This is a genomic window from Burkholderia vietnamiensis LMG 10929 (assembly GCF_000959445.1).
Classification (GTDB): domain Bacteria; phylum Pseudomonadota; class Gammaproteobacteria; order Burkholderiales; family Burkholderiaceae; genus Burkholderia; species Burkholderia vietnamiensis.
This window is the reverse complement of record NZ_CP009631.1, coordinates 589,243-602,782: the sequence shown is the minus strand read 5'-3', so window position 1 is coordinate 602,782 and position 13,540 is coordinate 589,243. Positions and strand designations below refer to the sequence as shown.

Here is a 13,540-nt window from a genome sequence, read left to right as displayed (position 1 = left end):
AAGGAGAGAGCCATGATGTACAACGCTCAAGGAAAGATGACCCAGGCCGACGTGCTCGCGCAATACGCGCCGCTCGTGCGGCGCCTGGGCCTGCAGCTCGTCGCGAAGATGCCGGCGAGCGTGGACCTCGACGACCTGATCCAGGCCGGCATGATCGGCCTGATGGACGCGGCCGGCCGCTACAAGGAAGACCAGGGCGCGCAGTTCGAAACCTACGCGACCCAGCGCATCCGCGGCGCGATGCTCGACGAGCTGCGCAGCAACGACTGGCTGCCGCGCAGCCTGCGCAAGACGTCGCGCGAGGTCGAACACGCGGTGCACCAGGTCGAGCAGCAGCTCGGCCGCTCGGCGAGCGAGGCCGAGATCGCGCAGCACCTGAAGATGCCGCTCGACGAATATCAGGAGATGCTGCAGGACCTGCACGGCAGCCAGCTGATCTACTACGAGGATTTCGACCGCGCGGCCGACGACGAGCCGTTCCTCGACCGCTATCGCGTCGATCACGCCGATCCGCTGTCGGCGCTGCTCGACGACCATCTGCGCGGCGCGCTGGTCGATGCGATCGACCGGCTGCCCGAGCGCGAGAAGCTGCTGATGTCGCTGTACTACGAGCGCGGGCTGAATCTGCGCGAGATCGGCGCGGTGCTCGAAGTGAGCGAGTCGCGCGTGTGCCAGCTGCACAGCCAGGCGGTCGCGCGCCTGCGCGCGCGGCTGCGCGAGCAGGCGTGGGTCGGCGCGGAGAACTGAGCGGCAGCGGCGGGCGTCGCGCGCGCCGACGCCGCGCGTGCGGCCGCCCGCCCAACCCCCCATTTCTCGCCACGATTTGCTACAATCCTTCCCGTTTTCCGAGGAGCGTTGCGACGGACCGCCTGTGTCCGCCAGGCTCGGAAAGCTTCACCAAGCAGCCGTGCGGCGAAATTCGCGCCGGCTCCGCTTCCTGAACGGCGCTCACGTCACCAATTTCTAGAACTTTTTTAGAAAGGAGGGCGTGATGAACGCCATTATCGATTCGCAAGTTTCCAACGATTACGTCGTCGCCGACATGGCGCTTGCCGGCTGGGGCCGCAAGGAGCTGAACATCGCCGAGACCGAAATGCCGGGCCTCGTGCAGATTCGCGACGAATACAAGGCGCAGCAGCCGCTGAAGGGCGCGCGCATCGCCGGTTCGCTGCACATGACGATCCAGACCGGCGTGCTGATCGAGACGCTGAAGGCGCTCGGCGCCGAAGTCCGCTGGGCCTCGTGCAACATCTTCTCGACGCAGGACCACGCGGCCGCCGCGATTGTCGAGACCGGCACGCCGGTGTTCGCGTTCAAGGGCGAATCGCTCGACGAATACTGGGAGTTCTCGCACCGCATCTTCGAATGGCCGAACGGCGAATTCGCGAACATGATCCTGGACGACGGCGGCGATGCGACGCTGCTGCTGATCCTCGGCTCGAAGGCCGAGCAGGACCGTTCGGTGATCGCGAAGCCGACCAACGAGGAAGAAGTCGCGCTGTACAAGTCGATCGCGAAGCACCTCGACATCGACGCGAACTGGTACTCGAAGCGCCTCGCGCACATCAAGGGCGTGACCGAAGAGACGACGACGGGCGTGCACCGCCTGTACCAGATGGAAAAGGACGGCCGCCTGCCGTTCCCGGCGTTCAACGTGAACGACTCGGTCACCAAGTCGAAGTTCGACAACCTGTACGGCTGCCGCGAATCGCTCGTCGACGGCATCAAGCGCGCCACCGACGTGATGATCGCGGGCAAGGTCGCGGTCGTCGCGGGCTACGGCGACGTGGGCAAGGGCTGCGCGCAGTCGCTGCGCGGCCTGGGCGCGACCGTGTGGGTCACCGAAATCGATCCGATCTGCGCGCTGCAGGCGGCGATGGAAGGCTACCGCGTCGTGACGATGGAATACGCGGCCGACAAGGCCGACATCTTCGTGACGGCGACCGGCAACTACCACGTGATCAACCACGATCACATGAAGGCGATGCGTCACAACGCGATCGTCTGCAACATCGGTCACTTCGACTCGGAAATCGACGTCGCGTCGACCCGCCAGTACCAGTGGGAAAACATCAAGCCGCAGGTCGACCACATCATCTTCCCGGACGGCAAGCGCGTGATCCTGCTGGCCGAAGGCCGCCTGGTGAACCTCGGCTGCGCGACCGGCCACCCGTCGTTCGTGATGTCGAACTCGTTCGCGAACCAGACGCTCGCGCAGATCGAGCTGTTCACGCGCGGCGAACAGTACGAGAACAAGGTCTACGTGCTGCCGAAGCATCTCGACGAGAAGGTTGCGCGCCTGCACCTCGCGCGCATCGGCGCGAACCTGTCCGTGCTGTCCGACGAGCAGGCCGCGTACATCGGCGTGGAGAAGGACGGCCCGTTCAAGCCGAACCACTACCGCTACTGATGCACCGCCGCCGCCGCGCCGCGTGCGTGCCGTTTCGGCCGTGCGCGGTGCGGCGGCGCGGCGCCGGAGCGCCGCTCGTCACGCCGCGTGCGCTCGCGCGCGGCGCGGCCGGCGGCGCCGACCCGATGCACTGACCGTCCAGATCGACAACCGAACCGGAGCCCTCCATGAGCGTCATCCTCACCTGGGTCATCAACGCCCTCGCGCTGCTGATCATCACGTACCTCGTGCCGTCGATCCACATCAAGAGCTTCGGCACCGCGCTGATCGTCGCGGTCGTGCTCGGCCTGATCAACACGGTGATCCGTCCGGTGCTGATCCTGCTGACGCTGCCGGTCACGATCGTCACGCTCGGGGTCTTCATCCTCGTCGTGAACGCGCTGTGCTTCTGGTTCGCGTCGTCGCTGCTGAAGGGGTTCGAGGTGTCGGGGTTCTGGTCGGCGTTCTTCGGTTCGATCCTGTACAGCATCGTGTCGTGGCTGCTGTCGGCGCTGATCTTCGGGCAGCGCGACATCGGCTGACGGCCGCGCCCACTCTTGCGAATCATGAAACCGATCGAACTCTCGTTTGAATTCTTCCCGCCGAAGACGGCGGACGGCGTCGAGAAGCTGCGCGCGACGCGTGCGCAGCTGCTGCCGCTGAAGCCGAAATTCGTCTCCGTGACGTTCGGCGCCGGCGGCTCGACGCAGCAGGGCACGCTCGACACCGTGCTCGACATGCAGAAGGACGGCCTCGAGGCCGCGCCGCACCTGTCGTGCATCGGCTCGTCGCGCGACAGCCTGCGCGCGATCCTCGACCAGTACCGCTCGCACGGCATCCGGCACATCGTCGCGCTGCGCGGCGACCTGCCGTCGGGGATGGGCGAGGTCGGCGAGCTGCGCTATGCGTCCGAGCTCGTCAGCTTCATCCGCGCCGAGCACGGCGACTGGTTCCACATCGAAGTCGCCGGCTATCCGGAATACCACCCGCAATCGCGCTCGCCCGCGGCCGATCTGCAGAACTTCGCGCGCAAGGTGAAGGCCGGCGCGAATTCGGCGATCACGCAGTACTTCTTCAACGCCGACGCGTACTTCCGCTTCGTCGACGATGCGCGCAAGCTCGGCGTCGACGTGCCGATCGTGCCGGGCATCATGCCGATCACGAACTTCTCGCAACTGATGCGCTTCTCGGAAATGTGCGGCGCGGAAGTGCCGCGCTGGGTCGCGCGCCGGCTCGAGAGCTTCGGCGACGATCGCGACGCGATCCGCGCGTTCGGCGCCGACGTCGTCACGGGCCTGTGCCAGCGCCTGATCGATGCGGGCGTGCCGGGGCTGCACTTCTACACGCTGAACGCGGCGGCCGCGACGCGCACCATCTGCGAACGCCTGACGATGTGAGCGCAGCCAGACGCGCGCACGCGACAGCCCCGTCGGTCAAGCCGGCGGGGCTTTTTTATCGCCGCGCGCCGGTGCGCCGGTGCGGGCCGGGCGCGCTCAGCGCTGCGCCTGCATCAGCGGCGGCCGACGGTCGAACCACGGCCGCGCCTGTTCGAGCTGGCGCGCGAGCTTCAGCAGCAAGGCTTCGTCGGTGTGGCGCGCGGCGAACTGCACGCCGATCGGCAGACCGCGCGCGTTCCAGTAGAGCGGCACCGACATCGCCGGCTGTCCGGTCAGGTTGAACAGCTCGGTGCAGCCGGCCCATGCGAACGCCTTCTGCGACGCCCGCGCGAGCATCGCGCGCAACAGCGGCTTCACCGGCAGCGCGCCGAGCAGCTTCATCTGCGCGGTTTCGAGGGCGCTCGGCTGCAGCTCGCCGATCCGCACCGGCGGCCCCGCGAGCGTCGCGCACAGGATCACGTCGTAGCGCGACACGAGGCCGGCCACCTGCACGGTCAGCTGGCGCTGCCATTCGAGCACGTCGTGCAGCCGCGCGCGGGCGACGCGCCGGCCGACCACGGCCATCGCCCACGTCGCCGGCTCGAATTCCGAGCGGTGCGGCGTGCGCCCGGTGAGCGTGCGCGCGCCGAGCACGAGCTCGTCGGCGATCGTCGCCCACAGCGTCAGAAAGGTTTCGGCCACGCGTGCATGGTCGAGGTGCAGCGTCGCGGGTTCCACGTGATGGCCGAGCGATTCGAGCAGCGCGGCCGCATCGGCGAGCGCCGCGCGCGTGTCGTCGGCGAGCGCCGGCGCGAGCATCGGATCGACCACCAGCCCGACGCGCAGCGGGCCGGGCGGCGTGTCGAGTTCGCCGAGAAAGGTGCCGGGCGCGCCGGGCGGCAGCGTCTGTCCGGTCGTCACGTCGAGCAGCAGCGCGCTGTCGCGCACGCTGCGCGACACCGCGTGCTGCACCACCAGTTCGCCGTTCGACGGCTGGTCGACCAGCAGCGGATTGCGGCTCGGCTTCAGCCCGAACAGCCCGCAGCACGACGCGGGGATGCGGATCGAGCCGCCGCCGTCGGATGCATGCGCGAGCGGCACGATGCCGGCCGCGACGGCCGCGGCCGCGCCGCCGCTCGAGCCACCCGGCGTGTGATCGAGGTTCCACGGATTGCGGCACGCGCCGAACAGCGCGGGCTCGGTGTACGGCATTTGGCCGAGTTCCGACGTGTTGGTCTTGCCGAACACGTTGAGTCCGGCGGCGCGGCTGCGCGCGATCAGCGGCGAATCGTCGGCGGGCACGAAGTAGCGGTAGTGCCGGCTGCCCATCGACATCGGCAACCCGGCCACCGCCGCGGACAGATCCTTGACGAGATACGGCACGCCGGCGAACGGCGCGTCGGCGCCGGCGGCCGCTTCGGCGCGCTGGCGCGCGGCGTCGTAGTCCTGCAGCACGATCGCGTTGATCGCGCCGTTGACGGCTTCGGCCTGCGCGATCGCGGCGTCGAGCAGTTCGCGCGGGCTCGCGGCGCGCTCGCGCACCAGCGCGGCGAGGCCGATCGCGTCATATCCGAGATAGTCCGACTGCATCGCGCTCACCCCCGTTGTGACGCGTGACGATCGAGCGAGGATAACGCGGCCGCGGCGTGCCGGGGCCGCCGGCTGCGACTACAGCTGTTCGGCGAGGAACGTCAGCGTGCGGCCGTGCGCGAGCGCCGACGCGCGCTGATGGTACGACGCGCGATCCGGGCAGTTGAAGCCGTGGCTCGCGTCGGGGTACACGTGGAACGAGGCGTTGCCGCGGCCCGCGAACGCGCCTTTCACCTGCTCGACCGCGTCGAGCGGGATCGCGTGGTCGTTCTCCGCGTAGTGGAACAGGATCGGCTGCGTGACTTTATCCGCGAGGTCGAGCGCATTCTGGATGCCGCCGCCGTAATAGGCGACCGCCGCGTCGACCGTGCCGGCCGCCGCCGCGCGGTAGGCGAGCTGGCCGCCGAAGCAGTAGCCGATCGCCGCGACCTTGCCGGCGACGTCCGCGCGTGCGCGCAATGCGTCGGCGGCCGCGCCGATGTCCGCTACCGCGAGGCCGATGTCGGTCTTCTTCATCAGCTCGATGCCCTTGTCGCGATCGGCGCCGTCGTAGGTCAGCTCGACGCGCGGCTGCGTGCGCCAGAACACGTCGGGCGCGAGCGCGACGAAGCCGTCGGCGGCGTACTGGTCGGCGACCGCGCGGATGTGCGCGTTCACGCCGAAGATCTCCTGGATGATGACGACGGCGGGGCCGGTGCCGCGCTTGGGGAGTGCGAGGTAGCCGCCGAAGCTGTCGTTACCGGTCGGAATGTCGATCCATTGGGCTGTCACGTGTGAACTCCTGGCGAGCGGGCGCGCGGTGCGCGCCGCGGGTAAGAGAGGGCGGCCTAGTGTGCCATCAATCGGGGGGTGGTGCAGGGCGCCGCAGAGATGGGCGCGCGGGTGGCTTCCTCGGTTTTGCGGCAGATGCTCGGGACCGCTGTTGCGCTTGGCCGGCCCTCTTGTCGACGCGCTTTCGAAGGGCCTCCTGCGTCCCGAGTCGTTTGTCGAGCCGCGTGTCGAGCCACTCCCCGCCGCTTCTCCCGCAGCGATCGTTTCGATCTCGATTATTCATTTTTCGGTGCAGCGCGGCTTCGATAAAGTCGACGCATATCCCATTACAAAGCGCTTTCTCGCATCGTCATCGAAGGATTCCGCCATGCCCGCCCGTATCTTTTCCACTCCGTTCGCCGAGCGTTTCGGCCTGCGTCTGCCGCTCGTGCAGGCACCGATGGTCGGCGCAAGCACCGCCGCGATGGTCGCGGCCGCATCCAATGCGGGCGCGCTCGGCAGCCTCGCGTGCGGCGCGTTCGAGCCCGAGCGGCTCGTCGCCGAAGTCGCGGCGATTCGCGCGGCGACCGCGCGCGCGTTCGCCGTGAACCTGTTCGTGTTGCAGCCCGCGTCGCCCGACGCGGCGACGGTTGCGCGCGCACTCGCCGCGATCGATCCGCTGAACGCGGCGCTCGGTTTGCCGCCCGGCGCGGCGCCCGTGCGCTACGCGCCCGACTTCCGCGCGCAACTCGATGCGCTCGTCGCGTTGCGCGTGCCGGTCGCGAGCTTCACGTTCGGCGTGCTCGACGCCGCCGACGTCGCGCGCCTGAAGGCGGCCGGCACCTACGTGATCGGCACCGCGACGCACGTGGCCGAGGGCCTCGCATGGCAGGCGGCCGGCGCCGACGCGCTGGCCGCGCAGGGCGCCGAGGCCGGCGGCCATCGCGGCACCTTCATCGGCTCGGCCGACGACGCGCTGATCGGCACGTTCGCGCTGGTGCCGCAACTCGTCGATGCGACCGGCCTGCCGGTGCTTGCGGCCGGCGGCATCATGGACGGCCGCGGCATCGCCGCGGCGCTCGCACTCGGCGCGCAGGCCGCGCAGCTCGGCACCGCGTTCCTCACCTGTGCGGAAAGCGCGATCGCGGCGGACTGGAAGGCGCGGGTGCGCGCGAGCGCCGATACCTCGACGCAGGTCACGCGCGCGATCACCGGGCGCCATGCGCGCGGCTTGCGCAACACGCTGATGGCGCGACTCGGCGAGCATGTGGCCGAGGTGCCGCCGTATCCGGTGCAGAACGCGCTGACCCAGCCGCTGCGCCAGGCGGCTGCCCGCGCCAACGACGGCGACTATCTGTCGCTGTGGGCCGGGCAGGGCGCGCCGCTCACGCGACGACGCGACGCGGCGCTGAGCGCTGCGCAACTCGTCGACGCGCTCGACGCCGAATGGCGCGCGATGGCCGCATGAAGCGGTGCGCGGGCCGCGCGCAGCGAACCGTCACGGCCCGCGCGGTGCGGCTGCACATCGAGGATGCGGCGCAACCGTTGCTCGAGCATTGTGCAGACGCGCGTATCGTCACGCGCGTTTCATTCAATGATCCAGCGCAAAAAATACAGAATCGAAACGCGCGACGACGCACTGAAATGCCGTCGCAACGGCGCGGGCGAAACTATCGGAAACCCTTATCCGGCTTGGCTTGCAGCGATATTCGAGGAAGCGCTCGAAAGCGCCCGTATCGGTAGTGTTACCACTACCTCAAAAAAGTCCCACAAATTAATTTGATCACCTACACTTGCGCGCAAGTACGGGCGGGCGGCGGCTAAAAGCGGCTGTTTTCACGTGCTTGAGGCCAAGTGCATGAACGATGCACCCGGCGAATCGTCCAGTGATGCAAACACAGGGATGGCAGCGGGGCACCGGGCGATGGCGTTTTATGGGACCGAAACTGGAGACTTACATGAATATCAAGATGCAAAAGCTGTTGCCGATCACCGCAGCTGCGATGCTGTGTGCTGCAGCTGCAAGCAACGCGGCCGCCGATCAAGTCGTCAAGATCGGCCACGTCGCGCCGTTGACGGGCGGCATTGCACACCTGGGCAAGGACAACGAAAACGGCGCGCGTCTCGCTGTCGAAGAGATCAACGCCAAGGGTCTCACGATCGGCGGCCAGAAGATCACGCTGCAACTCGACGCGCAGGACGACGCGGCCGACCCGCGCCAGGCCACGCAGGTTGCGCAGAAGCTGGTCGACGACAAGGTCGTCGCGGTGGTCGGCCACCTGAATTCGGGCACGACGATCCCGGCATCGAAGATCTACAGCGACGCGGGCATCGTGCAGATCTCGCCGTCGGCGACCAACCCGGCCTACACGCAGCAAGGCTTCAAGACCACCTACCGCGTGGTCGCGACCGACGCGCAGCAGGGCCCGGCACTCGCGAACTACGCGCACTCGAAGGGCATCAAGAGCGTAGCGGTGGTCGACGATTCGACCGCATACGGCCAGGGTCTCGCGAACGAGTTCGAGAAGAAGGCCAAGGCGCTCGGCCTGAAGGTGCTGTCGCACGACGCGACCAACGACAAGGCGGTCGACTTCCGCGCGATTCTGACCAAGATCAAGGGTGAGAATCCGGATGCGATCATGTACGGCGGCATGGACGCCACCGGCGGTCCGTTCGCGAAGCAGGCGAAGCAGCTCGGCCTGCGCGCGAAGATCTTCGCGGGCGACGGCGTCTGCACGGAAAAGCTGGCCGATCTGGCCGGCGAAGCGACCGACAACATCGTGTGCTCGGAAGCCGGTGCATCGCTCGAGAAGATGCCGGGCGGCGCCGCGTTCAAGGCGAAGTACGAGAAGCGTTTCGGCCAGCCGATCCAGATCTACGCACCGTTCACGTATGACGCCGTGTACATCATCGCCGACGCGATGAAGCGCGCGAACTCGACGGATCCGGCGAAGATCCTCGCGGCAATGCCGGCGACGAAGTACACCGGCGTGATCGGCACGACGACCTTCGACTCGAAGGGCGACCTGCAGCACGGCGTGATCTCGCTGTACAACTACAAGAGCGGCAAGAAGACGCTGCTCGACGAAGTGAAGATGTAAGCCGACAAGCGGCCGACGGAGGGGTGAAAGCGCGCCTGCGGAAACGCAGGCGCGCTTTCTTTTTGGGCGGTGCGCGGCGGGCGCTCAGATCTTCAGATGCGCGAGCACCTTCGGCGCGACCGCCGCGACGAGCGCCGCACAGATCGCGACGACCGACAGCGCGGCCGTCAGGTTCGCTGCCTGCGCGACCGCACCGATCACGACCGGGCCGAACAGCAAGCCGAAATACGCGAGCCCGGCGACGTGCGCGAGCCCTTCGGCCGCGTGAATGCCTTCGACGCGCGCCGCGGCCGCGAACAGCACCGGCATCAGGTTGGCGAGGCCGAGGCCCATCAGCGTGAAGCCGGTCAGCACCGCGATCGGATTCGGCAGCAACAGCGCGCCGACCATGCCCGCGCAGCCGAGCGACGCGCTCGCGAACACGAGCTGCGGCGCGCCGAAGCGGGCGCGCACCGCGTCGCCGGCGAAGCGCGCGAGCGCCATCCCGCCGGAGAACGCCGCATACGCGGCGCTCGCGAGCGCGGGGCTCGCCGCGACGACGTCGCGCATATAGACGGTCGCCCAGTCGTACATCGCGCCTTCGGCGATCAACGCAACCAGCGCGATGCCGCCGAGCATCCACAGCGCGGGCGAGCGCCAGCGGTTGCCGCCGCCGTGTGCCGCTTCGTGATGCGGGATGTGCGGCAGCACCGCGGGGCTCGCGGCCAGCAGCACCGCCGCACAGACGGCTGCCGCGAGCGCGAGGTGCACGGCCGGCGCCATGCCGGCCGACAGCAGCGCGCCGCCGGCCGCCGCCCCGGCCATCCCGCCGAGGCTGAACATTCCGTGCAGCGCCGACATGATCGGCCTGCCGAGCGCGATCTCGACGGCGCTCGCCTCGGCGTTCATCGCGACGTCGAGCGTGGCCATCGAAAAGCCGAACAGCGCGAGCGCGGCGACGAGCATCCAGTACTCGGGCACGACGAGGATCAGCGCCGCGCAGGCCGACATCACGAGCCCGCCGGTCAGGCACGCGGTGCGCGAGCCGACGCGCGCGATCCAGCGCGCGATCGTCAGCATCGCGGCGATCGAGCCGCCCGCGACCGCGAACAACGCGACCGACAGCAGTCCGGGGCTGAGCTCGAACTTGTCGCGCACGGTCGGGACATGCACGCCCCACGACGCGTACATCATGCCCGCCACGAAGAACAGCGCCATCGTGGCCGTGCGGGCGCGCCGGCGAACCGGCAACGCGAGCGCGCGATGCGCGTCGGGCGGCGCGGCGAAGTCGGACGGGGATCGGGACGAAGATTCGGACACGGGACGCTCTCGGGTGGGGCGATGGATGGGCGCGCGGCGCTGGCTGGATTCGTCCGATTTTATCGAAGCGCTTACGATCTTGCCGGCGTTGTGGGCTGGTGCTCCAGGCGTTCGGAGTGTGTCGGGCGAGCGAGATGTCGTCTGCCGTTTCCGGCTTGGCGGGCGTGCCGGCGCGCGCCTCATCTGCCTTTCGGCCAATGGTCGGCCGGCGACCGCCGCGAGTAACATCGATGCAGCAAGCTGCGTGCGCGCGACATATCGGCGTCGCGCGCTGCTGACATTTCCATTCCATGCCTTTCGACCGCAGGAGTCACCGTGAACATCGACCCCGCCCTGCCACTGCATTTACTGCATCGCTGCGCGCTCGGTACGCTCGCGACCCACGCGCGCGAGCCGCAGGGTTTTCCGTATCCGACGATCGTGCCGTTCGCGCCCGATGCGGCGCATCGGCCCGTGATTCTCGTGAGCGGCCTCGCGGAGCACACGCGCAATCTCGTCGCCGATCCGCGCGCGGGCTTTCTCGTCGTCGACGCGCGCGACGGGGACGTGCTGAATGCCGAGCGCGCGACACTCGTCGGGCGTTTCGTGCCGATCGGCGACGATCCGCATCTCGCCGCGCGTTACACGCGTTACGAACCGGGCGCCGCACGTTATCTCGCGCTCGGCGATTTCACGTTCTGGGCGCTCGACATCGAGCGGCTGCGCTATATCGCCGGGTTCGGGCGGATGGGGTGGGTCGACGGCGCGGCGCTCGACGCGTTGCCACCGCTCGGATTCGACGACGAGCGCGCCTTATGGGATGCGTACGAGTCGAGCGACGTGCGCCGCGACGGGCTCGATCTGCTCGGTGTCGATCGCCACGGCGCCGACTGGCGCCTCGACGGCCGACGGCTGCGCACGCCGTTCGCGCCGCTGCCGGCCGACGCTGGCCCGGCTGCGCTGCGCGAGCAATTGAGCGAGCAATTGATTGCGAGTGCGCACGCTGCGGCGTGACGTCGCACCGCCGCGCATAGCATTGCTTTATTGCATACTTTTTCGCAAACCTGTCGTCCGATGAAAGGTTTGATTTTCCGTATGCAGGGTAATTGCGTATGTTGAAAGTCCAATTAGTGGATCGGTAATGTCCTAATCTCTATGCAACCGCGTAAAAATTTGAGATAAGGCCGCGGCAGGTCAAAATGACACGGCCGAATTGAAAACGATCTGTGTATTTTCGTGAAACGCGCTCTATCAAATCTGTTTTGTGCTAATCTCTGCCTTCGAAAATCCGAGGCACAAATATTCCATGAATGGTGAACCGGCCCAAGACCGGCGCCATTGATCATATCGAAAGGAAAACTATGTCTTCTTACAAGGACCTGCTCGCCCAGCGGGAGAAGCTGGAGAAGCAAATCGAAGAAGCAAAGTCGCGTGAATACGCGGAAGTGCTGAATGACGTGAAGCAGAAAATTGCCGACTACGGCTTTTCGCTCGCCGAACTCGGTCTCAGCCGTGCGAAGGCGGGCAAGGTCGGCCGTCCGCGCGCCGGTGTGGCAGCAAAGTACCGTGACCCGGAATCGGGCGCGACGTGGTCGGGCCGCGGCAAGCCGCCGCGCTGGATCGCCGGCAAGAACCGCGATCAGTTCGCGATTTAAACGACTGATTAAGTCGGTGCCGAAAGAAGGCCGCGTCTCCGTCGAGGAGTGCGGCCTTTTTTGCATCGTGATACGAAAATGTAAGGAAAATGTCACGGAAACGTCACGGTCGGCGTGAATGGAAATGCAACCCGTTCGCATAAGCGTCTGATTTAACGGGAAAAATCCGTGTTAACGGAATGCCCGGCGAGATTGGTTTGATAGAATCACCTATCTCAACCGTTATCTCGTATTTCATGTCCTCGTTTTCAGGCGACGCGCAAAGCGCGGATAAGCACGCGGTCGCGCGCAAGAGCACCCTGGTCAGTATCGTGCTGAATGTCGTACTTGCGACATTCCAGATCGCGGTGGGCGCGGTCGCGCACTCGCAGGCATTGATTGCCGACGGGATTCATTCGATTTCCGATTTGATCTCCGATTTTGTGGTGCTGATCGCGAATCGCCATAGCGGTGCGTCGCCGGATGAAGATCACAATTACGGGCACAGCCGCTACGAGACCGTCGCGTCATTGTTTCTCGGCGCGATCCTGATCGCGGTCGGTATCGGCATGTTGTGGCGCGCCGGCAATCGCCTGGTCAATCTCGAGAACATTCCGGCCGTGCATTTTTCCGCGCTGATCGTCGCGCTGACCGTGCTCGTGTCGAAAGAAGGATTGTTCCGCTACATGCTGCGCGAGGCGCGCCGCGTGCGCTCGGCGATGCTCGTCGCGAACGCATGGCATGCGCGTTCGGATGCTGCGTCGTCGCTGGTCGTCGCGATCGGCATCGTCGGCAGCCTGGCCGGCGTGCGGCTGCTCGACCCGATCGCCGCGGCGATCGTCGGCTTCATGGTCGCGCGCATGGGCTGGACCTTCGGCTACGACGCGTTGCAGGACCTGTCGGACCGTGCGCTCGACACCACCGCCACGGCCGAGATCCACGCGCTGCTCGCGGCGACGCCCGGCGTGCGCGACGTGCACGAGCTGCGCACGCGCAAGATGGGCGACGCGGCGCTGGTCGACGCCCACATTCTGGTCGACCCGATGATTTCCGTATCCGAAGGTCACTACATCGCGGAGAACGCGCGGGCGCGCGTGCTGTCCGACCCGCGCGTGCTCGACGCGCTGATCCACGTCGACCCGGAGAACGACACCGCGCGCCGTCCGGCGCTCGCGCTGCCGCCGCGCGCCGAGATCACCGCGCGGCTCGAGGCCGCGCTCGCGCAGCGCGGGCTGCATGCGGCCACCATCAACCTGCACTATCTGAGCACGGGGCTCGAGGTCGACGTGACGCTCGACGCGGGTGCCGGCGATACCGACGCGGCGCTCGCCGAGCGGCTCGATCTGGATGCGTTGAAGCGCCAATTCGGCGCGCGCCGGATCGGCTTCACGCGCGCCTTGCCGATGAAAGCGTGAGCGGCGC

The 13,540-nt window shown here is 67.4% G+C and carries 12 protein-coding genes and 1 riboswitch; of the genes, 9 read left to right on the top strand and 3 right to left on the bottom strand.

What is annotated here, in order from left to right:
* Positions 1 to 12: 12 nt before the first annotated feature.
* The 4 genes from AK36_RS12775 (at position 13) to metF (ending at position 3,786) form a co-directional block, all read left to right on the top strand.
* Positions 13 to 747, top strand: coding sequence for an RNA polymerase sigma factor FliA (locus AK36_RS12775; RefSeq protein WP_011882921.1), 735 nt, complete (start codon positions 13 to 15; stop codon positions 745 to 747).
* Between the two features lie 94 nt (positions 748 to 841).
* A riboswitch (S-adenosyl-L-homocysteine riboswitch) is annotated at positions 842 to 957 on the top strand.
* 34 nt (positions 958 to 991) lie between these two features.
* Positions 992 to 2,410, top strand: coding sequence for an adenosylhomocysteinase (ahcY, locus tag AK36_RS12770; RefSeq protein ID WP_011882922.1), 1,419 nt, complete (start codon positions 992 to 994; stop codon positions 2,408 to 2,410).
* A gap of 167 nt (positions 2,411 to 2,577) precedes the next feature.
* A complete protein-coding gene (locus AK36_RS12765) occupies positions 2,578 to 2,931 on the top strand; it encodes a phage holin family protein (RefSeq protein ID WP_011882923.1) in 354 nt (117 codons plus the stop codon).
* A 24-nt stretch (positions 2,932 to 2,955) separates the two neighbouring features.
* Positions 2,956 to 3,786: a methylenetetrahydrofolate reductase [NAD(P)H] gene (gene metF, locus AK36_RS12760; protein WP_011882924.1), complete on the top strand. Its 831-nt coding sequence runs from the start codon at positions 2,956 to 2,958 to the stop codon at positions 3,784 to 3,786.
* A gap of 96 nt (positions 3,787 to 3,882) precedes the next feature.
* Here the strand turns inward: metF and AK36_RS12755 are convergent, their stop codons facing one another.
* Together AK36_RS12755 and AK36_RS12750 are read right to left on the bottom strand one after the other, a co-directional pair.
* Entirely contained in the window at positions 3,883 to 5,355 is a 1,473-nt protein-coding gene (locus tag AK36_RS12755; RefSeq protein ID WP_045578605.1) for an amidase, read from the bottom strand.
* Positions 5,356 to 5,433: 78 nt separating this feature from the next.
* Complete coding sequence (locus tag AK36_RS12750; RefSeq protein WP_034192931.1) at positions 5,434 to 6,126, bottom strand: dienelactone hydrolase family protein; 693 nt, start codon at positions 6,124 to 6,126, stop codon at positions 5,434 to 5,436.
* A 367-nt stretch (positions 6,127 to 6,493) separates the two neighbouring features.
* Here AK36_RS12750 and AK36_RS12745 point away from each other — a divergent pair, with 367 nt between their 5' ends.
* Positions 6,494 to 7,573 carry an NAD(P)H-dependent flavin oxidoreductase gene (locus tag AK36_RS12745; protein ID WP_045579418.1) on the top strand — a complete coding sequence of 360 codons (1,080 nt, stop codon included), beginning with the start codon at positions 6,494 to 6,496 and terminating at the stop codon, positions 7,571 to 7,573.
* Between the two features lie 490 nt (positions 7,574 to 8,063).
* Positions 8,064 to 9,206, top strand: coding sequence for a branched-chain amino acid ABC transporter substrate-binding protein (locus AK36_RS12740; protein ID WP_011882928.1), 1,143 nt, complete (start codon positions 8,064 to 8,066; stop codon positions 9,204 to 9,206).
* 84 nt (positions 9,207 to 9,290) lie between these two features.
* Here the strand turns inward: AK36_RS12740 and AK36_RS12735 are convergent, their stop codons facing one another.
* Positions 9,291 to 10,505: an MFS transporter gene (locus AK36_RS12735; protein ID WP_045578604.1), complete on the bottom strand. Its 1,215-nt coding sequence runs from the start codon at positions 10,503 to 10,505 to the stop codon at positions 9,291 to 9,293.
* Between the two features lie 315 nt (positions 10,506 to 10,820).
* On the opposite strand from AK36_RS12735, the gene AK36_RS12730 reads away from it, so the two are divergent.
* The 3 genes from AK36_RS12730 (at position 10,821) to AK36_RS12720 (ending at position 13,533) form a co-directional block, all read left to right on the top strand.
* Positions 10,821 to 11,498: a HugZ family pyridoxamine 5'-phosphate oxidase gene (locus AK36_RS12730; RefSeq protein WP_045578603.1), complete on the top strand. Its 678-nt coding sequence runs from the start codon at positions 10,821 to 10,823 to the stop codon at positions 11,496 to 11,498.
* Between the two features lie 347 nt (positions 11,499 to 11,845).
* On the top strand, positions 11,846 to 12,139 hold the full coding sequence (locus AK36_RS12725) for an H-NS histone family protein (protein WP_011882931.1): 294 nt from the start codon (positions 11,846 to 11,848) through the stop codon (positions 12,137 to 12,139).
* A gap of 236 nt (positions 12,140 to 12,375) precedes the next feature.
* The gene (locus AK36_RS12720; protein ID WP_043290652.1) at positions 12,376 to 13,533 is read left to right on the top strand and encodes a cation diffusion facilitator family transporter; all 1,158 of its coding nucleotides are present in this window, start codon (positions 12,376 to 12,378) and stop codon (positions 13,531 to 13,533) included.
* The last annotated feature ends 7 nt before the right edge of the window (positions 13,534 to 13,540 follow it).